This is a genomic window from Enterobacter chengduensis, from assembly GCF_001984825.2.
GTDB classification, from domain to species: Bacteria; Pseudomonadota; Gammaproteobacteria; order Enterobacterales; family Enterobacteriaceae; genus Enterobacter; species Enterobacter chengduensis.
Map to the genome: position 1 here is coordinate 2854042 of NZ_CP043318.1, position 23520 is coordinate 2877561.

The window sequence follows — 23520 nt, forward strand, 5'->3', positions numbered from 1 at the left end:
CAAGCCCCAGAGTATCATGTGAGTAAAATAACAGAGCGATTGAAGATTTTCTGCGCAGGCGATTTGAGAGGGAATTAATAACTTATTGAAATACAAGTAATGAACATTATTAGTAGAATTTATTATGACATGTGAGCATTTCAACTTTAGTTATAGGATTTACTGATAATGACGTAAAAAAACGGAGCCGCTGCTCCGTTCTTTCATACGAAATATCAGTGCAGCAAACCGGGGAAAATGCTTTTAATACCCGTGACAATGAATTCAATGCCTAATGCCATCAGCAGCAGACCCATGATACGCGTTATGACGTTAATACCGGTCTGGCCTAACAAGCGCACCAGCCAGGGGGCCATGCGGAATACGCCCCAACAGCAGAGCGCGAAAAGCGCAATGGCGACGGAAAAGCCAATCAGGTGCATCAGGCTATGGTAGCGCGTACCCCAGACAATGGTTGAACTGATGGCACCAGGTCCGGCCATCAGCGGTAAAGCCAGCGGCACCACGCCAATACTTTCGCGGATAGCGGTTTCTGACTTCTCCTGCTTGTTCTGTTTATCCTCACCCAGCTTACCGCTGATCATCGACATGGCGATGGTCACGACCAGGATCCCACCCGCGATGCGGAAAGAGTCAATTGAGATCCCGAAGATCTGAAGAATGGCGTCACCGAGAAAAAGCGAGGTGAGCAAGATGATGGCCACCGACAGGTTAGCGGTGAGGTTGGTTTTATTCCTGGCCGCCGCCGTCTGGTAACTCGTCATACTAATGAAGACAGGAATGATCCCCACCGGGTTGACCAGGGCAAACAAACCAATAAAAAATTTAAAATACGTTGGAAAATCAAAGAGCGTTTGGATCACGTTTTGCTCCGCTTATACACATGCCCTGGATTGACAATTTGTCGTGAGAAATCGCGCTGAAGATACCCTTTTTATCAGCACACTTCACTTGAAATCTGTACCAAAACGTTATCATTTCAGGATGTTAAACATATGTATAATCAATGATAGCGCCACTTCCAATACTTACTTAATTATTTAACACTGGAAAAATCAGCACAAAATAACCCTGCTGAAAGGTATCAGCTTGGGGGAAAATTGACACAGATCATGATTTTCGTACCCAGAAGTGAGTAATCTTGGTTACGCCCCCAGGGAGGTCACCTGAAAAAATGGATGATGCTAAGGTAAGGCTCTTTTAGTAAATTAGTGTGCCGACGCACAAAGTAACTCATTGTTTTACTTTGTGTTACGCAAGTCGTATCGGCTCTGTCTATACTGTGTGACGTATCGAGCGCTGGTTTACTAAAAGAGTTTAAACATTATCAGGAGAGCATTATGGCTGTTACTAATATCGCTGAACTGAACGCCCTCGTCGAGCGCGTTAAAAAAGCCCAGCGTGAATATGCCAATTTCACCCAAGAACAGGTTGATAAAATCTTCCGCGCGGCCGCACTGGCTGCTGCAGATGCTCGAATCCCTCTCGCTAAAATGGCCGTTGCCGAATCCGGCATGGGTATTGTCGAAGATAAAGTGATCAAAAACCACTTTGCTTCCGAGTATATCTACAACGCCTATAAAGATGAGAAAACCTGTGGCGTGCTGTCCGAAGACGACACCTTCGGTACTATCACCATCGCTGAACCTATCGGTATCATCTGCGGTATCGTTCCAACGACTAACCCAACGTCTACTGCAATCTTCAAATCACTGATTAGCCTGAAGACCCGTAACGCAATTATCTTCTCTCCACATCCGCGTGCGAAAGACGCAACCAACAAAGCTGCAGATATCGTCCTGCAAGCGGCTATCGCTGCGGGTGCACCAAAAGATCTGATTGGCTGGATCGACCAACCTTCCGTTGAGCTCTCCAATGCCCTGATGCATCACCCTGACATTAACCTGATTCTGGCGACCGGTGGTCCTGGCATGGTTAAAGCGGCATACAGCTCCGGTAAACCCGCTATCGGCGTGGGCGCAGGTAACACCCCTGTTGTCATCGACGAAACCGCTGACATCAAACGTGCCGTTGCATCTGTACTGATGTCTAAGACCTTCGATAACGGCGTAATCTGTGCATCTGAACAGTCTGTTGTTGTTGTCGACTCCGTATACGATGCCGTTCGCGAACGTTTCGCCAGCCACGGCGGCTACCTGCTGCAGGGCAAAGAGCTGAAAGCAGTTCAGGATATCATCCTGAAAAATGGCGCGCTGAACGCCGCTATCGTGGGTCAGCCAGCCTACAAAATTGCTGAACTCGCCGGCTTTACCGTTCCGGCAACCACTAAGATCCTGATTGGTGAAGTGAACGTTGTCGACGAAAGCGAGCCGTTTGCACATGAAAAACTGTCTCCAACGCTTGCCATGTACCGTGCTAAAGATTTCGAAGACGCGGTAGAGAAAGCCGAGAAGCTGGTTGCCATGGGCGGTATCGGTCACACATCATGTCTGTACACCGACCAGGATAACCAGCCAGAGCGTGTTGCCCACTTCGGTCAGATGATGAAAACTGCCCGTATCCTGATCAACACCCCTGCTTCTCAGGGTGGTATCGGTGACCTGTACAACTTTAAACTCGCACCTTCCCTGACTCTGGGTTGTGGTTCCTGGGGTGGTAACTCCATCTCTGAAAACGTTGGTCCAAAACACCTGATCAACAAGAAAACCGTTGCTAAGCGAGCTGAAAACATGTTGTGGCACAAACTTCCGAAATCTATCTACTTCCGCCGTGGCTCTCTGCCAATCGCGCTGGATGAAGTGATTACTGATGGCCACAAGCGTGCGCTCATCGTGACTGACCGTTTCCTGTTTAACAACGGCTACGCTGACCAGATCACCTCTGTGCTGAAAGCGGCTGGCGTTGAAACTGAAGTGTTCTTTGAAGTTGAAGCTGACCCTACCCTGAGCGTTGTGCGCAAAGGCGCTGAGCTGGCTAACTCCTTCAAACCAGATGTGATTATTGCACTGGGTGGTGGTTCCCCAATGGACGCCGCGAAAATCATGTGGGTCATGTACGAGCATCCTGAAACCCACTTCGAAGAACTGGCGCTGCGCTTTATGGACATCCGTAAACGTATCTACAAGTTCCCGAAAATGGGCGTAAAAGCGAAAATGATCGCGGTTACCACCACTTCCGGTACCGGTTCAGAAGTGACGCCATTCGCAGTGGTAACAGATGATGCAACCGGTCAGAAATACCCACTGGCTGACTATGCACTGACCCCAGACATGGCTATCGTTGATGCCAACCTGGTCATGGAAATGCCTAAGTCACTGTGTGCATTCGGTGGTCTGGATGCGGTCACTCACGCCCTGGAAGCCTACGTTTCTGTACTGGCGTCTGAGTTCTCTGACGGTCAGGCTCTGCAGGCTCTGAAACTGCTGAAGGAAAACCTGCCAGCGTCCTACAACGAAGGGTCTAAAAACCCGGTAGCACGTGAACGTGTTCATAGTGCAGCAACCATCGCCGGTATCGCGTTTGCGAACGCCTTCCTGGGTGTTTGCCACTCTATGGCGCACAAGCTGGGTTCACAGTTCCACATTCCTCACGGTCTGGCGAACGCCCTGTTGATCAGCAACGTTATCCGTTATAACGCGAACGACAACCCAACCAAGCAGACGGCTTTCAGCCAGTACGACCGTCCGCAAGCGCGCCGTCGTTATGCTGAAATCGCTGACCACCTTGGTCTGAGCGCACCGGGCGACCGCACTGCTGCGAAGATTGAGAAACTGCTGGCATGGCTGGAAAGCCTGAAAGCTGAACTGGGTATTCCTAAATCTATCCGTGAAGCGGGCGTACAGGAAGCTGACTTCCTCGCTCACGTAGACAAGCTGTCTGAAGATGCATTCGATGACCAGTGTACCGGTGCTAACCCGCGCTACCCACTGATCTCCGAACTGAAACAGATCCTGCTGGATACCTACTACGGTCGTGAGTTCAAAGAAGGTGACGTTGCCGCTGTGAAAACAGAAGCCCCTGTCATCAAAGCTGACAAGAAAGCGAAGAAAAGCGCTTAATTGACAGCCAAAGAAAAACCCGCCTTTATGGCGGGTTTTTTTATGTCTGAATAACTGAGCTGACGTTATTGCCTGTTATCGTGCTGAATGGCCGTCAGAGAGCCTACAGACAACGCTTCCTTATAATGCTTACGACAGACCGATACGTAGCGTTCATTGCCGCCTATGACCACCTGCTCACCATCTGCATAGGGTTTTCCGGCCTGATCGAGACGAAGCACCATACTGGCTTTACGACCGCAGAAGCAGATTGTTTTGAGTTCGACAAGTTTATCAGACCAGGCGAGCAAATACTGGCTCCCGGCAAAAAGCTCACCGCGGAAATCCGTGCGCAGCCCGTAACAAAGTACGGGAATATCAAGCTCATCAACCACCTCAGAAAGGGCATGAACCTGTTCGCGCGTCAGAAACTGGCTCTCATCGACCAGAACACAGTGAATAGGCTTTGCAGCATGTTCTGTGCGAATGTCTTCAAACAGATCGGTTTTCGGGTTAAACAGCCTGGCAGGCGACGAGAGCCCTATTCTGGAGCTCACCTTCCCTGCGCCAAAGCGATCGTCAATTTCAGCCGTATAAACAACGGTGCGCATCCCTCGTTCCTGGTAATTGTACGAGGATTGCAGCAGTGCGGTGGATTTACCGGCATTCATCGCCGAATAGTAGAAATAAAGTTGTGCCATTGGCCGTAAAACCCTAATCAATGTGTAATATTCCCGATGAGTCATTGTACCATATTTTGTCCGGTCATCAGCGATATGGCGCACAGAGGGTGCGGTTCAGCGCGGAGTTCGGAACCGTCTGCTAACGAAAATAGTCCGTTAAAACATGAAGTAAACGCATTCAGCCAGGCCAATATGTTATATGTTCAGCCAGACATAACACTTCTTTTTATAGTGGAATCACCATTCATTAAAATTCACCATTTATTAACTATTTCAGCGTTTACATCGCGGGCGGGAACTAATACAAAAGGCTGATATTTATCCGTCGCAACTATAATTCCTGCGGTAAATGTCACAAAAAAAAGATGCAATCGACCGGGTTAAGCAGGTTTACGTGATAACAAGCGAGACTGTCGGAGGATGAAATTTAAGTTAGCGTAATTAATAATAGTGCCATTATTTAGTATTTTTTGAATTCCTTACATTCCTGGCTATTGCACATCTGAATTTATGGCTCTATTATTAGGTCAACAAACCACCCCCCATTATAAGTTTGAGATTACTACAATGAGCGAAGCACTTAAAATTCTGAACAACATCCGTACTCTTCGTGCGCAGGCAAGAGAATGCACCCTCGAAACGCTTGAAGAAATGCTGGAAAAATTAGAAGTTGTAGTTAATGAACGTCGCGAAGAAGAAAGCGCTGCTGCTGCTGAAATCGAAGAGCGTACTCGTAAACTGCAGCAGTACCGTGAAATGCTGATTGCTGATGGTATCGATCCAAATGAATTGCTGAACAGCATGGCTGCAGCTAAAACCGGTACCAAAGCCAAGCGTGCTGCTCGTCCTGCTAAATATAGCTACGTTGACGAGAACGGCGAAACTAAAACCTGGACTGGCCAGGGTCGCACTCCTGCTGTTATCAAGAAAGCCATGGATGAGCAAGGTAAACAGCTGGATGATTTCCTGATCAAGGACTAATCACGCCACATTCAGAAAAATCCCGCGTAATGCGGGATTTTTTTTAACCAAAATTTATCGCAAGCATCCCCTTACATTCTGTCATGAGGCGTTATTCGGTGTTTTCAAAACGCTTACAATCCAGAGGGCTACCGGCGTGTGATGGGCATAAAAAAACCGGTGGGCATCGCCTCACCGGTTTAGAACATTTGCAGCCGTGGCTTATTTCTTAATACCTACGCTCTCTTTGAGCCAGGTTTTAAATTCTTCACCAAGGGTATTGTGGCGAATACCATATTCGACAAACGCCTGCATATAACCCAGCTTATTACCGCAGTCATGGCTCTTACCTTTCATATGGTAAGCCTCAACGGTCTCTTTCTCGATCAACATATCGATAGCATCGGTCAGCTGGATCTCATCACCCGCTCCTGGAGGCGTTTTCGCCAGCAGAGGCCAGATTTCAGCGCTCAGGACGTAGCGACCTACAACGGCCAGGTTAGAAGGGGCTACGTCGGCTTTAGGCTTCTCTACCACGCCAACCATAGGTACGCTTTCGCCCGGCTCAAGGTTAACGCCTTTGCAGTCAACCACGCCGTATGCCGTTACGTCCTCAACAGGCTCAACCATAATCTGGCTGCTACCGGTTTCGTCGAAACGTTTGATCATCTCAGCCAGGTTATCCTGAGAAAGATCGGATTCGTATTCGTCCAGAATAACGTCAGGCAGAATGACCGCGACGGGCTCATCACCCACAACAGGATGTGCACACATAACTGCGTGGCCCAGACCTTTAGCCAGTCCCTGACGAACCTGCATAATGGTTACGTGTGGAGGGCAAATAGACTGAACTTCTTCTAACAGCTGACGCTTAACGCGTTTTTCCAGCATGGCTTCAAGTTCAAAGCTTGTATCGAAATGGTTTTCGATAGAGTTTTTTGATGAATGCGTAACCAGCACAATTTCCGTAATGCCAGCTGCGATACATTCATTAACGACATACTGGATTAACGGTTTATCAACCAGAGGCAGCATCTCTTTAGGAATCGCCTTAGTTGCTGGTAACATCCTGGTCCCCAATCCCGCTACCGGGATGACGGCCTTTCTGACTTTCGAATTTAGGGCAGCCATTCAAATTCTCCTGAGCTGTTCAAGTTTTGAACTTTTATGCAATAAATAACGCGTTGAGTATATCAGCCTCGCCCCGCAGTCCGGGTCCGAAAAGAACGCGTTGCCGATCAATTAGGACAAATACGCATGAAACTGGGCAGCGATAGTAGCACTCCCCGTAAATCACAGGTAAAGCAATCTTAAAATTAAGATCCAATTGCTTATTCCGTGGACAACATTAAGCGTAACCTTCCCCCGGCGCCCCAAATTTGGCACTGCCAGGAGGAACAGCGGTGGCTAATTTGATTAAGGTAAGCCGTTCCCAGTGTTCCAAGGGGCACACCGTTACTCACCTGAATATGGTGTTCACCGGTATTCAGTGATGCATTGAGACCCGCTGAAACGAGGATCAGATTTTTTAAACCGCTGTGGTAATAGCCAACCAATAGCGGGAACTGTCCCGGCAAATTGGCCTGGCGAAAAAGCTGGTTAACCTGTTTGAGTAAACTGCCTAACTCCGGCAGCCGCTGTCCCTGATGGGATAACTGTTCCTGCAGCAAACCATTAAATAACGCACGAAGAAGTAAGGCGGCTAATACACCGTTATCCCCCGCCCGCGTCACGTCCACAGAATAAAACGCGAGGTCGGAATCCGAAAGAGGTGCGATATCCAGCACCAGTCCAGGCTGATCGGCCGCCACCAGCTGGCGATAATTTACGCGACAGTGTGAAATAGTCTGCTGTACGGGCGGCTGGAGTTCTTGCAACAGTTTCGCTGCGGCAGGCGGATTACTCACCAGGGCATCCCAGTCCTGGAAAAGACGCTCCTCTTCCTCAACACGGGAATTAAACATATTGGGATAAAGGCACGCTAAAACCGTTTCACGTAGCCGGTTCAGATCCTTAACCGGCTTAAGCAGAATATCCTGAACGCCAAGACGCAACGCTTTGGCGATATCCGCCATATTCTCTGTGGCAGAAATCACCAGAATCGGCATCTGAATGCCTTCGTTACGCAGATGTTCAACCAGCTTCAGTCCATTCATGCGCGGCATCGCAATATCGCAGATCATCAAATCGGGCGTAATGCCGATCATTTTTTCCAGCGCGTCGATGCCATCTTCAGCCAGTGAAGTGATTGCTCCCAGCGAGGATAACCACGAATCCAGTAGCGATCGGAAAACGGGCTCGTCTTCAACAATCAAAATGTGTTTTCCGGCCAATGGCTGCGTCATGGTTCCTCCCCTGGCTGACAGTAACTAAATAGTGGCATGCGATCGGCACTATCGCCTGTCAGATTTTGCTGAAGTAATCAAAAAAAGGTGCTCAACGTGCTGCTTGCACAAAAGGCAACAGTTCGTCCATTTTCTTTTCGACGGCTAACGAGCCCGCTGCGATGGCGGCCTCAGCCCGATGGAAATCAAGGGTAGATATTTGCGGACAGTAAGGCTGAATAAGAATATCTGGCGGGTCGCCCGCCATGCGATTGCGCTTAAGGCGATTCTCCAGCACTTGGATTGACGTGGTCATGATTTCCATCGCCGTCGGCGCGGCAACCGAGCGACGTGCGGCCATACGCCCGATTCTGCCGCGCAGGCGCTCGTGCCAGGCCAGCTTCTCGCCCTCGGTATCTTCGCTCTGGAGATTGACCGGCATAAGGTCCTGTTGCATCAGGTGGGCATCGTGCTGCAGGTCGACGGCAATGACAATATCCGCCCCCATTGCACGGGTCAGAGAGATGGGAACCGGATTTACCACACCACCGTCGACAAGCCAGTAGCCGTTGTGGGGGACAGGCGCCATGAGCCCCGGAATACTGCAGGAGGCCCGCACGGCAAGATGGATATCCCCTTCGGTCAGCCAGAGTTCGCGTCCCGTGCTGAGGTTCGTCGCGACGGCGCCGAAGGGCAACTGGCAATCAGTGAAGTTTTCGAGAGGCATAACCTGGCGGAACTGGTTAAAGACGCGTTCGCCGCGTAATAGTCCACCACGCTGCCATGAGAGATCCATTAGACGCAGCACGTCCCAGTAACTGAAGGAGCGCACCCACGTCTCAAGCTCCGGAAGCTTCCCGCACGCGTAGGCGGAGCCGACAAGCGATCCTATTGAGCATCCTGCGACAATATCTACGTTAATGCCCATCTTGTTTAAGGCATTGATCACGCCGATGTGTGACCATCCGCGGGCTGCTCCTGAGCCCAGCGCCAGTCCAATTTTAACCTTTCTCATTAGCCCTGTTTTACTTCCCCTGGATTCCTGACATAGCGTCAACGCAACAGCTCAGTTAACATAGTGCTACCCGAAGCGTTTAACGCCTTTATTTTTTGTTCCAGGAAGAGAATCGTGTCTCAACTCTGCCCTTGTGGTAGCGCTCTGGAGTATAGCCTATGTTGCCAGCGATATCTTTCTGGCGATCGGGTTGCACCAGAGCCGTCACACCTCATGCGTTCACGGTATGCTGCTTTTGTGATCAAAGACGCAGACTACCTGATTAAAACCTGGCACCCGTCCTGTCGCGCTGCGGAATTCAGACAGGATATCGAAGCCGGGTTCGCGAACACGCAATGGCTCGGCCTTACCGTCTATGAATCCTCAACCGGCAGTCATGCTGATGAAGGTTACGTCAGCTTTGTCGCCCGTTTTACCGAGAATAATAAACCGGGTGCCATTATCGAGCGTTCCCGTTTCTTAAAGGAAAGCGGGCAGTGGTATTATATTGACGGAACGCGCCCGCAGTTTGGTCGTAACGATCCCTGCCCATGTGGTTCAGGTAAAAAATTTAAAAAGTGTTGCGGGCAGTAACGTCCGACAACCCAGATTTCGCAAATACAAACAGGATTTCCCGGCAATGCAATCATTACAACGTAAAGTTCTGCGCACCATCTGTCCCGATCAAAAAGGGCTGATCGCACGAATTACCAACATTTGCTACAAGCATGAACTGAATATCGTGCAGAACAACGAGTTCGTTGACCACCGCACCGGTCGTTTTTTCATGCGTACCGAGCTGGAAGGGATTTTCAACGACACCACCCTGCTTGCCGATCTCGACAGCGCGCTGCCGGAAGGTTCGGTGCGTGAGCTAACCCCTGCAGGCCGCCGCCGCGTCGTCATCCTCGTGACCAAAGAAGCACACTGCCTGGGCGATCTGCTGATGAAGGCCAACTACGGCGGTCTGGACGTAGAAATCGCGGCCGTAATCGGTAACCACGAGACGCTGCGCACGCTGGTCGAGCGCTTTGATATTCCGTTCGAGCTGGTAAGCCACGAAGGGCATACCCGTGAAGAACACGATGACCTGATGGCGCAGGCCATTGAAGCACATAACCCTGACTACGTCGTGCTGGCGAAATACATGCGCGTGTTAACGCCCTCCTTCGTGGCGCGTTTCCCGAACAAGATCATCAACATTCACCACTCGTTCCTGCCTGCCTTTATTGGCGCGCGTCCCTACCACCAGGCCTACGAACGCGGCGTGAAGATCATCGGCGCGACCGCGCACTACGTGAATGACAACCTGGACGAAGGTCCTATCATCATGCAGGACGTGATTCACGTGGATCACACCTACACTGCCGAAGATATGATGCGTGCCGGGCGTGACGTTGAGAAAAATGTGTTAAGCCGTGCGCTGTATCAGGTGCTGGCACAGCGGGTCTTTGTCTACGGTAACAGAACCATCATTCTTTAATCTTTTGGAAAATGAATTGATTAGCTTTGCGCCTTTACGGATAAAAAGCAGGCAAACAGCGTCATTTCTCTAAAGGAATGCTTTACAGGGGCGTCTCATTTGATATGATGCGCCCCGCTTCCAGCAGGAAGCAGGCCAGTTAAAAGCATTACCCCGTGGTGGGGTTCCCGAGCGGCCAAAGGGAGCAGACTGTAAATCTGCCGTCATCGACTTCGAAGGTTCGAATCCTTCCCCCACCACCATCTCTCAGCGTTACCTCAAAATGTGTATTACCCCTGGTGGGGTTCCCGAGCGGCCAAAGGGAGCAGACTGTAAATCTGCCGTCATCGACTTCGAAGGTTCGAATCCTTCCCCCACCACCATTACTTCAAAAATCATAAAAAAACCGAACTGAGCCCACTTTTGTAGGCCGGGTAAGGCGCAGCCGCCACCCGGCAACAGACGGCTACATTTGTGGCAGTCGCCGCGTCACCGGCGAACTCTTCACAATCGACGTATTGCACTGGGCATGCTCTGCCAGGCCGTCCAGCAGTGCATCCAGCTGCTCTATGGATCGCACCACCAGCCTAATCACAAAGCAATCTTCCCCGGTCACTTTGTCGCTCTCAATACACTCCGGCATCGCCTGAATGTATTTATCCACCTTCTGCAACTGCCCCGGTAAGGGCCGCACCCGCACCAGCGCCTGCAGCGTATATCCCAACGCCGCCAGGTTCACCCGCGCACGATATCCCTGAATCACACCGCGCTCTTCCAGCCTCTTCAGGCGTTCTGCCGTGCTGGGGGAGGTCAGGCCAATACGCCCGCTGAGCACCTTCAGGGACATACGCGCATCCTCAACCAGGCAGGCTAAAATTCGTCGGTCGATTTCATCGATAAGGTATTCCATCGCATTCACCTAATTTTAAAAAGCTATCACTCCTTTTCACCTTATATCATCCCTGTAAAACACGACAGCGATTTTCGACAATAGCGTCATTAAATCAGGAGGTGAACGATGCGTGATTTCCATAAAGGCGTGTGGCAGATGAGCCTCGCGATGTTAATTTCCGGCTCTATCGGTGCGTTTGTTTTACTCAGCGGTCTGCCGGTGACGGAGGTGGTGTTCTGGCGCTGTCTAATCGGGGCGATGGCGCTTTTTATTTTTATTCGGGTCGGTCAAAAGCCCTTTAGCCCCCTCACCCGCACCACGCTGCTGCTGGCCATTCTCGGCGGCGTGGCGCTCGTGGTGAACTGGCTGCTGCTCTTCGCCGCCTATGAGCGGATCTCAATTGGTCTTTCGACCGTGGTCTATAACACCCAGCCGTTTATGCTGGTCCTGATGGGGATGTTTTTAGGCGAACGCGTCAGCCTCATAAAATGGGGCTGGCTGGTCCTCGCCTTTGGCGGCGTGGTGATATTGCTCTCCAGCGAGCTGACCGGCGCGCACGGCAGTGAATGGCTCGCCGGAATCGGTCTGGCCATGGCCGCAGCGTTCTTCTACGCGGTCACGGCGATTATCGCCCGCAAGCTCAGGTCCATTGCACCGCAGCATATCGCTTTTATCCAGGTGCTGACGGGCGTCGTGATGCTCATACCGTTTGCGAGCCTGCCGTCATTTTCCGGTGATTTTCCCTGGCCGACCCTGCTGACGCTCGGCATCGTCCATACCGGCATTATGTACCAGCTGCTCTACAGCGCGATTCAGAAGCTCCCTACGCCCATAACCGGCTCCCTGTCGTTTATCTATCCGGTAGTGGCGATCGTTGTCGATAAGCTGGTGTTCGGACACGCGCTCAGCCTGACGCAGCTGGCGGGCGGCGCGGTGATCCTGTTTGCCGCGGCGGGCAACAACCTGGGCTGGGGCGAAAAAAAACCCCGCGAGCGCGGGGTTGGTATTAAAACGGTGAATTAGCGACGGGCGCGCACAATCTGGTATTTGCGCGTCAGGTACTCCACCGGCGCGCTCCAGATGTGCACCAGACGGGAGAACGGGAACAGCACAAACAGCGTCATCCCCAGCACCAGGTGAACGCGGAAGATAAACGCCACGCCGTCCAGGTGCTCGGACGCGCCGCCGCGGAAGGTCACCACGGACTGCGCCCAGCCGACCAGCTTCATCATTTCACTGCCGTCCATATGCTGCGCCGAGAACGGAATGGTCAGCAGGCCCAGGGCACACTGCACCACCAGCAGGGAGAGGATCAGGATGTCCGCCGCGGTTGTGGTCGCACGCACGCGCGGGCTGAACAGACGACGTTTCAGCAGCAGCAGGCCACCTACCAGGGTCATCACGCCGCAGGCGCCGCCGGCGATCATCGCCATCTTCTGCTTCACCTCGATGGGAAGCCACGCTTCATACATCCAGTGCGGCGTCAGCATCCCGAGAAAATGACCGGCAAAAATCCCCAGAATACCGATGTGGAACAGGTTAGACGCGACGTGCATCCCCTTACGATCCAGCATCTGGCTTGAGGCGGCGCGCCAGGTGTACTGGCCGTAGTCATAGCGCAGCCAGCTTCCCACCAGGAACACGGTGCCCGCGATATACGGGTAAATGTCAAAGAAGAACATATTCAGGAAGTGCATTATTGCCGTCCTCCGTTAGAGATATTCAAATATTGCGGAGCGACCGCTCCGGCAAAACGACGCTGGTGAGCGGAGATTTCAGACTCGCCGCAGCCCTGGTCAGCAAAGAATTTCACCTGCTCTTCTTCCCAGACCGCATCCAGCGCCTGCGGGGTGTCGTCGCGGGCTTCATCGGCGATTTTTTCCGCCACTTTTTCACTGTCGACAGCGGCGTTCGCCAGCTTCACCAGCAGATCGAACAAGACCGCATAGCGGCTCTCGCGCTGCTGAAGACGCGCGCCGAGCAGCGCCAGGATCGGGGCGATATCCTGCAGGCCGCCCAGCGCCTCGTCTTTCGGCAGCTGCGCCAGATACTCCAGGTACAGCGGCAGATGGTCCGGGAGCTCGCGGCTGTCGAGCATCAGGCCGTGCTGCTCGTACTGGGCCATCAGATCCACCATCGCCTGACCGCGGTCGCGGGATTCACCGTGTACGTGTTCGAACAGCAGTAACGAGGTTGCGCGTCCGCGGTCAAACAGCTGGCTGTAGTCCGCCTGCGCGTCAAGAAGATCGCGCGCTAACAGGCCGCGGAGGAAAACGCCAAGCCGCTGGGCATCCTCTTTATCCAGGTTTTCAGATGACGCGAGTGCATCAAAAAGCTCCTGCTGATGCTGCGCAAGCGCAGCATCCGGATACTCGAGCAAACGCGAAACAATGACGAGTTCAATCATTGGTGCGGCTCCGTTTTGCTGGTCACATCCATGGCGTCGATGCGGCGGCTGTTGAACAGGTTGAATTTGCTGTCCGACCCGTGGCAACCGTCGCCAAAACTAAAGCCACAGCCGCTTTTTTCCGGGAAGGCCTCACGGGCCAGCTCGCGGTGGCTGCTCGGCACCACGAAGCGGTCTTCGTAGTTGGCAATCGCCAGGTAGCGGTACATCTCCTGCGCCTGCGCTTCGCTCAGACCGACCTCCTCCAGCGCGCGGGTATCGGTCACGCCGTCTACGGTTTCCGCACGCTTGAAGTGGCGCATCGCCAGCATACGCTTCAGCGCGAGCAGTACAGGCTGGGTATCCCCTGCGGTCAGCAGGTTAGCCAGGTACTGCACCGGGATACGCAGGCTCTCCACGTCCGGCAGAATGCCGTTGCTGCCCAGCTCGCCCGCATCGGCAGCAGACTGGATCGGCGACAGCGGCGGCACGTACCAGACCATCGGCAGCGTGCGGTATTCCGGGTGCAGCGGCAGGGCCAGCTTCCAGTCCATCGCCATTTTGTAGACCGGCGACTGCTGCGCCGCGTCGATCACGCTCTGCGGAATGCCGTCCTTCAGCGCCTGCTCAATCACCTTCGGATCGTTCGGATCGAGGAACACGTCCAGCTGACGCTGGTACAGATCTTTCTCGTTTTCGGTGCTCGCGGCAGTTTCAATCGCGTCCGCGTCGTACAGCAGCACGCCGAGGTAGCGAATACGGCCTACGCAGCTCTCGGAGCAGACGGTCGGCATGCCCGCTTCGATACGCGGGTAGCAGAAGATGCACTTCTCCGACTTGCCGCTCTTCCAGTTGAAATAGATTTTTTTGTACGGGCAGCCGGTGATGCACATACGCCAGCCGCGGCACTTGTCCTGGTCAATCAGGACGATGCCGTCCTCTTCGCGCTTGTAGATGGCGCCGCTCGGGCAGGTCGCCACGCACGCCGGGTTGAGGCAGTGCTCGCACAGGCGCGGCAGATACATCATGAAGGTGTTTTCGAACTGGCCGTACATCGCCTTCTGCATGTTCTCGAAGTTCTGGTCTTTCGACAGCTTCTCGAACTCGCCGCCCAGATCGTCTTCCCAGTTCGGACCTTTTTCGATTTTCGCCATACGCTGGCCGGTAATCAGCGAGCGCGGGCGCGCAATCGGCTGATGCTTGCCTTCCGGCGCGGTAGTGAGGTTTTGATAGTCGAAGTCAAACGGCTCGTAATAATCGTCGATGCCCGGCAGGTGCGGGTTAGCGAAGATTTTACCCAGCAGCATCGCACGGTTACCCATGCGCGGCTGAATTTTACCGTTGATCTTGCGGATCCAGCCGCCCTTGTGCTTCTCCTGGTTTTCCCAGTCGGTCGGGAAGCCGGTGCCCGGCTTAGTCTCAACGTTGTTGAACCAGGCGTACTCCATACCTTCACGGCTGGTCCAGACGTTTTTACAGGTGACCGAGCAGGTATGACAGCCGATGCATTTATCCAGATTCAGCACCATGCCGACTTGTGAACGAATTTTCATTTTACGCTCTCCTGTACCTGGTCATTACCTTCGCCGTCTAACCAGTTAATATTCTTCATCTTACGTACCACCACGAACTCATCGCGGTTCGATCCTACGGTGCCGTAGTAGTTAAAGCCGTAGGCCAGCTGCGCATAGCCGCCAATCATGTGGGTTGGCTTCGGCGTAATACGGGTTACGGAGTTATGAATACCGCCGCGCTGCTCCGTTATCTCTGAACCCGGCAGGTTCACGATACGTTCCTGCGCGTGGTACATCATGGTCATCCCGGCCGGTACGCGCTGGCTTACCACCGCGCGCGCCGTCAGGGCACCGTTGCTGTTAAACACCTCGATCCAGTCGTTATCTTCGATACCCAGATCTTTAGCGTCCGCTTCGCTCATCCACACAATCGGACCGCCGCGACCCAGCGTCAGCATCAGCAGGTTGTCGCTATAGGTGGAGTGGATCCCCCACTTCTGGTGCGGCGTCAGGAAGTTCAGCGCTTTCTCCGGATTGCCGTTGGATTTGTCGCCCATCACCTCTTTCACCGAGCGGGTGTCAATCGGCGGACGGTACACCAGCAGGCTTTCGCCGAAGTCGCGCATCCACTGATGATCCTGATACAGCGACTGGCGGCCTGACAGGGTGCGCCATGGGATCAGCTCGTGAACGTTGGTGTAACCCGCGTTATAGGAGACGTGCTCATCTTCAAGGCCTGACCAGGTCGGGCTGGAGATGATCTTGCGCGGCTGGGCCTGAATATCGCGGAAGCGAATTTTTTCGTCTTCTTTATTCAGCGCCAGGTGCGTATGGTCGCGACCGGTAAACTCGCTCAGCGCTGCCCAGGCCTTCACCGCCACCTGACCGTTGGTTTCCGGCGCCAGGGTCAGGATCATCTCGGCCGCATCAATCGCCGTGTTCAGCATGGGCTGGCCTTTCGCCGGGCCGTCCGCTTTGGTGTAGTTGAGCTTGCGCAGCAGATCCATTTCGCTCTGGGTGTTCCAGGCAATCCCTTTCCCGCCGTTACCGATTTTCTCCATCAGCGGGCCAATAGAGGTAAAGCGCTCGTAGGTTGCCGGGTAGTCGCGCTCAACCGGAATGATGTGCGGCGCGGTGACGCCCGGGATCAGGTCGCATTCGCCTTTTTTCCAGTCCTTCACGTCCAGCGGCTGCGCCAGTTCGGCGGCGGAGTCGTGCTGGATGGGCAACGTCACCACGTCGGTCTCTTTGCCCAGATGCCCGACGCACAGTTCGGAGAATGTCTTCGCGATGTCTTTGTAGATATCCCAGTCGCTTTTCGATTCCCACGCCGGGTCAACGGCTGCGGACAGCGGATGAATAAACGGATGCATATCCGAGGTATTCATGTCGTCTTTTTCGTACCAGGTCGCGGTCGGCAGCACGATGTCGGAATACAGGCAGGTGCTGGACAGACGGAAGTCGAGGGTCACGACCAGATCCAGCTTGCCGTCCAGACCGTTGTCTTTCCACTCCACCTCTTCCGGCTTCACGCCGCCCTGCTTGCCGAGATCTTTCCCCTGAATACCGTTTTCGGTACCGAGCAGGTATTTCAGCATGTACTCGTGGCCTTTACCGGACGAGCCCAGCAGGTTGGAGCGCCAGATGAACAGGTTACGCGGATGGTTTTTACCGTTCTCTGGCTGTTCAGCCGCAAAACGGATTGAGCCGTCCTTCAGGGACTTAACGGTGTAATCCACCGGCGACATGCCCGCTTTTTTCGCCGCTTCCGCGATGCGCAGCGGGTTGGTGCCCAGCTGCGGCGCGGACGGCAGCCAGCCCATGCGCTCGGCGCGCACGTTAAAGTCAATCAGGTGGCCGCTGTAGCGGGATTTATCCGCCATTGGCGACAGCAATTCCTGCGCGGTAACCGTCTCGTAGCGCCACTGGCTGGAGTGGTTATAGAAGTAGGAGGTACTGTTCATGTGGCGCGCCGGACGCTGCCAGTCGAGGGCAAACGCCAGCGGCTGCCAGCCGGTCTGCGGACGCAGCTTTTCCTGGCCCACGTAGTGCGCCCAGCCGCCGCCGCTCTGGCCGACGCAGCCGCAGAAGATCAGCATGTTGATCAGCCCACGATAGTTCATATCGAGGTGATACCAGTGGTTCAGGCCCGCGCCGACGATGATCATTGAGCGACCGTGCGTCTTATCGGCGTTTTCAGCGAATTCACGCGCGATACGGGTAATCTGTGCGCGGGGCACGCCGGTGATCTGTTCCGCCCAGGCCGGGGTGTAGGCCTTTACGTCGTCATAGCCGGTTGCGCAGTTTTCATCGCCCAGGCCGCGTTCCAGGCCATAGTTCGCCATGGTCAGGTCATAAACGGTGGTGACCAGCGCGGTAGAGCCGTCGGCTAACGTCAGGCGTTTAACCGGCAGCTTGTGCATCAGCACGTTCTGCAGCTCGACCTTGTTGAAGTGCTCGGTGCCGTCGCCGCCGAAGTACGGGAAGCCGACCTCGGCAATCTCGTCCTGGCTGCCCAGCATGCTGAGACGCAGTTCCGTCTCTTCGCCGGTGGTGGCGTTACGCTGCTCAAGGTTCCATTTACCCTTCTCGCCCCAGCGGAAGCCGATAGAGCCGTTCGGCGCCACCAGCTCCCCGTTGCTGTTATACGCAACGGTTTTCCACTCCGGGTTATTTTCCTGGCCCAGCGCGTCCACCAGATCGGCAGCGCGCAGCGTGCGGCCCGCGGCATAGTAGCCGTCACGCTCTTCCAGCATCACCAGCATCGGCATGTCGGTGTAGCGGCGCACGTAGTCGGTGAAGTACTGGCTTGGCTTGTCGAGGTGGAATTCGCGCAGCATGACGTGGCCCATCGCCATCGCCATTGCGGCATCGGTACCCTGTTTCGGCGCCAGCCACAGATCGCACAGCTTGGCGATTTCCGCGTAGTCCGGGGTCACCGCCACGGTTTTGGTGCCTTTGTAGCGAACTTCGGTAAAGAAGTGCGCGTCCGGGGTACGGGTCTGCGGCACGTTAGAGCCCCAGGCGATGATATAGCTGGAGTTGTACCAGTCCGCGGATTCCGGCACGTCGGTCTGCTCGCCCCAGGTCTGCGGCGACGCAGGCGGCAGGTCGCAGTACCAGTCGTAGAAGCTCAGGCAGGTGCCGCCAATCAGCGACAGGTAGCGCGCGCCGGACGCGTAAGAGACCATCGACATCGCCGGGATCGGCGAGAAGCCCGCCACGCGGTCAGGGCCGTAGGTTTTGACGGTGTAGACGTTAGAGGCGGCAATCAGCTCGTTCACCTCTTTCCAGGAGGAGCGAACAAAACCGCCGCGGCCGCGAGCCTGCTTAAAGCTTTTTGCTTTATCCGCGTCTTCGATGATGGACGCCCAGGCATCAACCGGATCGCTGTGCTGAACCTTCGCTTCACGCCACATTTTCATCAGGCGCTTGCGCATCAGGGGGTATTTCAGACGGTTAGCGCTGTAGAGATACCAGGAGTAGCTGGCGCCACGCGGACAGCCGCGCGGTTCGTGGTTTGGCATATCCGGGCGGGTGCGCGGATAGTCGGTCTGCTGCATTTCCCAGGTTACCAGACCGTTTTTAACGAAAATCTTCCAGCTACATGAGCCAGTGCAGTTTACGCCGTGGGTAGAACGGACAACTTTGTCATGCTGCCAGCGTTGACGGTAACCGTCTTCCCAGTCCCGGTTAGTATCCAGAACCTGGCCGTGCCCATCGGCAAAAGTTTCACCCTTCTGTTTGAAGTAGCGAAACCGGTCCAAAAATTTGCTCATCGGGTATCTCCTGTGTGGAGCCTGTGGCTCTCTAAATCGACATTGCTGATTTGCAGCGAAGGTAACGCTCTGAAAGAGGGGGAGAATTGATAACGATCAAGCCGAGGAGGGACTTTCAGGGGTGGGGTTAGGTCAAATACCACCAAAGCGGTAGATTTTAAAAATTCATAACAATATGATTTTTAATAGTATTTTAATTTCATCGTACAATAATCACGGCAAAATTTAACATCTCAGGTATTAAGGGGTAGACGTCCCTGCAAGGCGACGGCGATCGCAGTGTTACCGGTGCGCTTCTGTGCAAACCTTTCAGTATGTTGTAACTACTTACAGGCCAAAAAAAACGCGGCCCGAGGGCCGCGCAAACGGATAATCACACTTACTTATTTTTCTTGGTATTACGGCCATATACCAGCCACGTAATCACAACGCAGGCGATATAGAAGACGAGGAAAACTTTCATTGCGCCAGCCGGAGAGCCGGTCAGGTCCAGCGAAATACCGAACGCTTTCGGGATAAAGAAGCCGCCGATTGCGCCGATGGCAGAGATAAAGCCCAGCGCCGCAGCGGTATCGGTCGCCGCTTCGCGCATCGCCTGCTCTTCGCTTCCGCCCTGCGCCTTCACGCGATCCATGGTCAGCTTGCGGAAGATCACGGAGATCATCTGGAAGGTAGACGCGCTGCCCAAACCGGCCGTCAGGAACAGCACCATAAACACGCCGAAGAAGGCGATAAAGTTACCGCCCTGCCCGTCGGCCGGCAGCGTGAGGAACAGCAGCGCGCAGAAGACCGCCATCACGACGAAGTTCACCAGCGTCACGCGGGTACCGCCCAGACGGTCAGAAACCATGCCGCCCAGCGAGCGGGCAAGGGCGCCAATAAACGGCCCGAAGAAGGCGAATTGCAGGATCTGAATCTCCGGGAACTGGGTTTTTGACAGCATGGCGAAGCCCGCAGAGAAACCGATAAACGAACCGAAGGTGGCCAGATACAGCAGCGCCATGACCCAGAGATGTCCACGCTTAAGCACCGGCAGCTGTTCACTCAGCGAGGCCTTCGACGCGGACAGATCGTTCATAAAGAACCAGGCTGCGAGGGTGAAGACCACCAGGAAGGGTACCCAGATCCAGGCGGCGTTCTGCAGGTACAGGGAAGAACCATCCGCCTGCTCAACGCCACCGCCGCCAAAGGCGGCAAAAATAGAAACCGAGATCGCCAGCGGCGCAATCAGCTGCATCACGCTCACGCCCATGTTGCCCAGACCGCCGTTGATGCCCAGCGCGCCGCCCTGCTTCGCTTTCGGGAAGAAGAAGCTGATGTTTGCCATGCTGGAGGCGAAGTTCGCACCCGCGAAACCGCACAGCAGGGAGATAATCACGAACACGCTAAACGGCGTGGACGTATCCTGCACCGCAAAGCCGAGCCACACGCAGGGAACGATCATGATACCCGTACTGAACGCCGTCCAGCGACGGCCGCCAAAGACCGGCACCATAAACGCGTAAGGCACACGCAGCAGCGCGCCTGACAGCGACGGCAGCGCGGTCAGCATGAACAGCTGATCGGTTGTGAACGTAAACCCGACTTTTGGCAGATTTACCGCCACCGCGCTAAACAACATCCATACGCAAAACGCTAATAACAAACACGGCACGGAAATCCACAGATTCCGGCTTGCTACACGATGGCCGCGCTGTTGCCAGAACGCCGGATCCTCTGGACGCCAGTCTGTAATAACGGCACCATTTTCCCTTTCGGGAGCGGATGAGTGACTCATAGACACCTCTGATTCTCGAATGATGCTGCAAACATTAGGGTTTTAGGGCGGCGGTAAGTTGATATAAATCAAAGGAAAAGTGCGAGGATTTGCGGCGCAAAATAAGGCCTTATCCTTAGTGAGTAGGCGATTTCGGTAAAAAAGACGTGGTTTTTCACGGCGCTGACGCGTCCCCGATCCCCCTACCCTCCAACGCATACTCCGCTGGCAATTTAGGGGTAATCATTTATAGGTATGGGTATACTCCAGGGTATGCACCAGAATAGCGCCATTCCTGCAAGCAGGCCACGTCAGGAGCACGCCACCTCTATGTTAAAAAGATGTTTATCTCCGCTGACGCTCGTCAATCAGCTCGCGCTGATCGTCCTGCTGTCCACCGCCATTGGCGTAACCGGCATGGCGATTTCCGGCAGGCTGGTACAGGGCGTACAGGGTAACGCCCATGCCATCAACGAGGCAGGCTCGCTACGCATGCAGAGTTATCGCCTGCTGGCGTCGATCCCCCTGACGCAGGACGATCGACCCCTGATTGATGAAATGGAGCGCACGGCCTTCAGCCCTGAGCTGGAAAATGCCGCCATCCGCGCCGGTCAGCAATCCCAGCTTAAAGCCCTTCAGGGCTACTGGCACACCCAGCTTGAACCCGGGCTGAAACAGGCGCAAAGCCCGGAGACGGTCGCGCAGGACGTGGCGGGTTTTGTCTCGCGCATTGACGCCCTGGTCTCCTCTTTCGATCAAACCACTGAATTACGCATTGACCGGGTGGTGATGGTGCATCGCGCCATGGCGCTGTTTATGGCTCTGCTGCTCATCTTCACCATTATCTGGCTCCGCGCGCGGCTGCTGAATCCGTGGAAACAGCTGCTGGCCATGGCCCGCGCGGTGACCGCTCGGGATTTTACCCAGCGCACGCACATCAGCGGACGCAACGAAATGGCGATGCTCGGCCAGGCGCTCAACACCATGTCGGCTGAGCTTTCCGAGAGCTACGCGGTGCTGGAACAGCGCGTTCAGGAAAAAACGGCAGGGCTGGAGCAGAAAAACCAGATCCTCTCCTTCCTGTGGCAGGCCAACCGTCGTCTGCACATGCAGGTGCCGCTATGCGAACGCCTCTCGCCGGTACTGAACGGCCTGCAAAACCTGACCCTGCTGCACGACCTGGAGCTGCGGGTTTACGACGTGGAAGACGAAGACAACCATCAGGAATTTACCTGTCAGTCGGATATGTCCTGCGATGATAAAGGCTGCCATCTTTGCCCTCGCGGCCTGCCGCCGCTGACCTCCGCCGGCACCACCCTGAAGTGGCGCCTGACCGACAGCCACACCCAATACGGTATTCTGCTGGCAACGCTGCCCGCCGGGCGTCACCTGAGCCACGACCAGCAGCAGCTGGTTGATACGCTGGTCGAACAGCTAACGGCCACGCTGGCGCTCGACCGGCATCAGGAAAAGCAGCAGCAGCTGATCGTCATGGAGGAGCGCGCGACCATCGCCCGCGAGCTGCACGACTCCATCGCCCAGTCGCTCTCCTGTATGAAAATGCAGGTGAGCTGTCTGCAGATGCAGGATGCGCAGATGCCGGAAAGCAATAAGCAGCTGCTCAGCCAGATCCGCAACGAGCTGAACACCTCCTGGATACAGCTTCGCGAGCTGCTGACCACCTTCCGCCTGCAGCTGACCGAGCCGGGCCTGCGACCGGCGCTGGAGGCCAGCTGTCAGGAATTTAGCGCCCGGCTGGGGTTCCCGGTGAAGCTGGATTACCAGCTCCCGCCGCGGTTTGTCCCCTCCCATCAGGCCATCCATTTACTGCAGATCGCCCGCGAAGCGCTGAGCAACGTGCTCAAACACGCTGACGCGACGGCGGTCACGGTCACCGTCAGCCAGCACGACAATCAGGTGAAGCTCACGGTTCACGACAACGGCCGCGGCGTGCCGGAAAATGCCGAACGCACTAACCACTATGGTTTAATTATCATGCGAGACCGCGCCCAAAGCCTGCGCGGTGATTGCCAGGTTCGCCGGAGAGAGACGGGCGGCACGGAAGTTGTCGTCACCTTTATTCCCGAAAAACCGCTTACAACTGCTCAAGGAGAAACCCATGACTAATCAGGAACCGGCATCCATCCTGTTGATCGACGACCATCCGATGCTGCGCACTGGCGTAAAACAGCTGGTCAGCATGGCACCCGATATCACCGTGGTAGGCGAAGCCAGCAACGGTGAACAGGGCATTGAGCTTGCCGAATCCCTCGATCCCGATCTGATCCTGCTCGATCTCAACATGCCCGGCATGAACGGTCTGGAAACCCTCGACAAGCTGCGGGAGAAATCGCTTTCCGGACGCATCGTCGTCTTTAGCGTGTCGAACCATGAAGAGGATGTGGTCACGGCGCTGAAGCGCGGTGCGGATGGGTATCTGCTGAAGGACATGGAGCCGGAAGACTTGCTTAAGGCGCTGCAGCAGGCGGCGGCGGGCGAGATGGTACTCAGTGAGACCTTAACGCCGGTGCTGGCCGCCAGCCTGCGCGCCAACCGCGCCACCTCTGACCGTGACGTCAGCCAGCTCACGCCGCGCGAGCGCGATATTCTCAAACTTATTGCCCAGGGGCTGCCGAACAAAATGATCGCCCGCCGCCTGGATATCACCGAAAGCACGGTCAAAGTGCACGTGAAGCATATGCTGAAGAAAATGAAGTTAAAATCCCGCGTGGAAGCTGCCGTATGGGTGCATCAGGAACGCATTTTTTAACG

Annotated in this window: 18 protein-coding genes and 2 tRNA genes; 9 read left to right on the forward strand and 11 right to left on the reverse strand. The window is 54.7% G+C overall.

Annotated elements, in window-relative coordinates; translation table 11 throughout:
* Window positions 1-215 precede the first annotated feature (215 nt).
* Window positions 216-863, reverse strand: coding sequence for a YchE family NAAT transporter (locus FY206_RS13905; RefSeq protein ID WP_032641031.1), 648 nt, complete (start codon window positions 861-863; stop codon window positions 216-218).
* Between the two features lie 477 nt (window positions 864-1340).
* On the opposite strand from FY206_RS13905, the gene adhE reads away from it, so the two are divergent.
* Window positions 1341-4019, forward strand: coding sequence for a bifunctional acetaldehyde-CoA/alcohol dehydrogenase (gene adhE, locus FY206_RS13910; RefSeq protein WP_032641034.1), 2679 nt, complete (start codon window positions 1341-1343; stop codon window positions 4017-4019).
* Between the two features lie 65 nt (window positions 4020-4084).
* Here adhE and tdk read toward each other — a convergent pair whose 3' ends face one another.
* A complete protein-coding gene (tdk, locus tag FY206_RS13915) occupies window positions 4085-4699 on the reverse strand; it encodes a thymidine kinase (RefSeq protein ID WP_032641036.1) in 615 nt (204 codons plus the stop codon).
* A gap of 549 nt (window positions 4700-5248) precedes the next feature.
* On the opposite strand from tdk, the gene hns reads away from it, so the two are divergent.
* The gene (hns, locus tag FY206_RS13920) at window positions 5249-5662 is read left to right on the forward strand and encodes a histone-like nucleoid-structuring protein H-NS (RefSeq protein WP_008502781.1); all 414 of its coding nucleotides are present in this window, start codon (window positions 5249-5251) and stop codon (window positions 5660-5662) included.
* Between the two features lie 201 nt (window positions 5663-5863).
* On the opposite strand, the gene galU is transcribed toward hns, so the two are convergent.
* The 3 genes from galU to rssA all read right to left on the reverse strand — a co-directional run bounded on the left by galU (window position 5864) and on the right by rssA (window position 8980).
* Complete coding sequence (gene galU, locus FY206_RS13925) at window positions 5864-6772, reverse strand: UTP--glucose-1-phosphate uridylyltransferase GalU (RefSeq protein WP_008502780.1); 909 nt, start codon at window positions 6770-6772, stop codon at window positions 5864-5866.
* A gap of 200 nt (window positions 6773-6972) precedes the next feature.
* Complete coding sequence (rssB, locus tag FY206_RS13930) at window positions 6973-7986, reverse strand: two-component system response regulator RssB (RefSeq protein WP_032641038.1); 1014 nt, start codon at window positions 7984-7986, stop codon at window positions 6973-6975.
* A 91-nt stretch (window positions 7987-8077) separates the two neighbouring features.
* Entirely contained in the window at window positions 8078-8980 is a 903-nt protein-coding gene (gene rssA / locus FY206_RS13935; RefSeq protein ID WP_032641040.1) for a patatin-like phospholipase RssA, read from the reverse strand.
* 114 nt (window positions 8981-9094) lie between these two features.
* On the opposite strand from rssA, the gene FY206_RS13940 reads away from it, so the two are divergent.
* From FY206_RS13940 to FY206_RS13955, 4 genes are all read left to right on the forward strand, one after another.
* On the forward strand, window positions 9095-9553 hold the full coding sequence (locus FY206_RS13940; protein ID WP_032641041.1) for a YchJ family protein: 459 nt from the start codon (window positions 9095-9097) through the stop codon (window positions 9551-9553).
* A 46-nt stretch (window positions 9554-9599) separates the two neighbouring features.
* Complete coding sequence (gene purU / locus FY206_RS13945) at window positions 9600-10442, forward strand: formyltetrahydrofolate deformylase (protein WP_023335983.1); 843 nt, start codon at window positions 9600-9602, stop codon at window positions 10440-10442.
* 157 nt (window positions 10443-10599) lie between these two features.
* A tRNA-Tyr gene (locus FY206_RS13950) sits at window positions 10600-10684 on the forward strand.
* 35 nt (window positions 10685-10719) lie between these two features.
* A tRNA-Tyr gene (locus tag FY206_RS13955) sits at window positions 10720-10804 on the forward strand.
* Window positions 10805-10887: 83 nt separating this feature from the next.
* Here FY206_RS13955 and FY206_RS13960 read toward each other — a convergent pair.
* On the reverse strand, window positions 10888-11331 hold the full coding sequence (locus FY206_RS13960; RefSeq protein WP_032641043.1) for an Lrp/AsnC family transcriptional regulator: 444 nt from the start codon (window positions 11329-11331) through the stop codon (window positions 10888-10890).
* A gap of 108 nt (window positions 11332-11439) precedes the next feature.
* On the opposite strand from FY206_RS13960, the gene FY206_RS13965 reads away from it, so the two are divergent.
* Complete coding sequence (locus FY206_RS13965) at window positions 11440-12336, forward strand: DMT family transporter (RefSeq protein WP_032641044.1); 897 nt, start codon at window positions 11440-11442, stop codon at window positions 12334-12336.
* Here FY206_RS13965 and narI read toward each other — a convergent pair.
* From narI to FY206_RS13990, 5 genes are all read right to left on the reverse strand, one after another.
* Entirely contained in the window at window positions 12333-13010 is a 678-nt protein-coding gene (narI, locus tag FY206_RS13970) for a respiratory nitrate reductase subunit gamma (RefSeq protein WP_032641045.1), read from the reverse strand. The two genes, FY206_RS13965 and narI, sit on opposite strands and share 4 nt — an antisense overlap.
* Window positions 13010-13720 carry a nitrate reductase molybdenum cofactor assembly chaperone gene (gene narJ / locus FY206_RS13975; RefSeq protein WP_032641046.1) on the reverse strand — a complete coding sequence of 237 codons (711 nt, stop codon included), beginning with the start codon at window positions 13718-13720 and terminating at the stop codon, window positions 13010-13012. Before narJ ends, narI begins: the two co-directional genes overlap by 1 nt.
* A complete protein-coding gene (narH, locus tag FY206_RS13980; RefSeq protein WP_032641047.1) occupies window positions 13717-15252 on the reverse strand; it encodes a nitrate reductase subunit beta in 1536 nt (511 codons plus the stop codon). Before narH ends, narJ begins: the two co-directional genes overlap by 4 nt.
* Window positions 15249-18992, reverse strand: coding sequence for a nitrate reductase subunit alpha (locus tag FY206_RS13985; RefSeq protein ID WP_032641048.1), 3744 nt, complete (start codon window positions 18990-18992; stop codon window positions 15249-15251). The genes narH and FY206_RS13985 overlap by 4 nt, the downstream gene beginning before the upstream one ends.
* Window positions 18993-19371: 379 nt before the next feature.
* Window positions 19372-20769 carry a NarK family nitrate/nitrite MFS transporter gene (locus FY206_RS13990; RefSeq protein ID WP_023335991.1) on the reverse strand — a complete coding sequence of 466 codons (1398 nt, stop codon included), beginning with the start codon at window positions 20767-20769 and terminating at the stop codon, window positions 19372-19374.
* Between the two features lie 309 nt (window positions 20770-21078).
* On the opposite strand from FY206_RS13990, the gene narX reads away from it, so the two are divergent.
* Complete coding sequence (gene narX, locus FY206_RS13995) at window positions 21079-22875, forward strand: nitrate/nitrite two-component system sensor histidine kinase NarX (RefSeq protein ID WP_032641050.1); 1797 nt, start codon at window positions 21079-21081, stop codon at window positions 22873-22875.
* The gene (gene narL, locus FY206_RS14000; protein WP_032641051.1) at window positions 22868-23518 is read left to right on the forward strand and encodes a two-component system response regulator NarL; all 651 of its coding nucleotides are present in this window, start codon (window positions 22868-22870) and stop codon (window positions 23516-23518) included. Before narX ends, narL begins: the two co-directional genes overlap by 8 nt.
* Window positions 23519-23520: the final 2 nt, after the last annotated feature.

Coding starts and splice junctions, on each gene's coding strand:
- adhE (WP_032641034.1), top strand. CDS start 1,341: ATGGCTGTTACTAATATCGCTGAACTGAACGCCCTCGTCGAGCGCGTT.
- tdk (WP_032641036.1), bottom strand. CDS start 4,699: ATGGCACAACTTTATTTCTACTATTCGGCGATGAATGCCGGTAAATCC.
- hns (WP_008502781.1), top strand. CDS start 5,249: ATGAGCGAAGCACTTAAAATTCTGAACAACATCCGTACTCTTCGTGCG.
- galU (WP_008502780.1), bottom strand. CDS start 6,772: ATGGCTGCCCTAAATTCGAAAGTCAGAAAGGCCGTCATCCCGGTAGCG.
- rssB (WP_032641038.1), bottom strand. CDS start 7,986: ATGACGCAGCCATTGGCCGGAAAACACATTTTGATTGTTGAAGACGAG.
- rssA (WP_032641040.1), bottom strand. CDS start 8,980: ATGAGAAAGGTTAAAATTGGACTGGCGCTGGGCTCAGGAGCAGCCCGC.
- purU (WP_023335983.1), top strand. CDS start 9,600: ATGCAATCATTACAACGTAAAGTTCTGCGCACCATCTGTCCCGATCAA.
- FY206_RS13960 (WP_032641043.1), bottom strand. CDS start 11,331: ATGGAATACCTTATCGATGAAATCGACCGACGAATTTTAGCCTGCCTG.
- FY206_RS13965 (WP_032641044.1), top strand. CDS start 11,440: ATGCGTGATTTCCATAAAGGCGTGTGGCAGATGAGCCTCGCGATGTTA.
- narI (WP_032641045.1), bottom strand. CDS start 13,010: ATGCACTTCCTGAATATGTTCTTCTTTGACATTTACCCGTATATCGCG.
- narJ (WP_032641046.1), bottom strand. CDS start 13,720: ATGATTGAACTCGTCATTGTTTCGCGTTTGCTCGAGTATCCGGATGCT.
- narH (WP_032641047.1), bottom strand. CDS start 15,252: ATGAAAATTCGTTCACAAGTCGGCATGGTGCTGAATCTGGATAAATGC.
- FY206_RS13985 (WP_032641048.1), bottom strand. CDS start 18,992: ATGAGCAAATTTTTGGACCGGTTTCGCTACTTCAAACAGAAGGGTGAA.
- FY206_RS13990 (WP_023335991.1), bottom strand. CDS start 20,769: ATGAGTCACTCATCCGCTCCCGAAAGGGAAAATGGTGCCGTTATTACA.
- narX (WP_032641050.1), top strand. CDS start 21,079: ATGTTAAAAAGATGTTTATCTCCGCTGACGCTCGTCAATCAGCTCGCG.
- narL (WP_032641051.1), top strand. CDS start 22,868: ATGACTAATCAGGAACCGGCATCCATCCTGTTGATCGACGACCATCCG.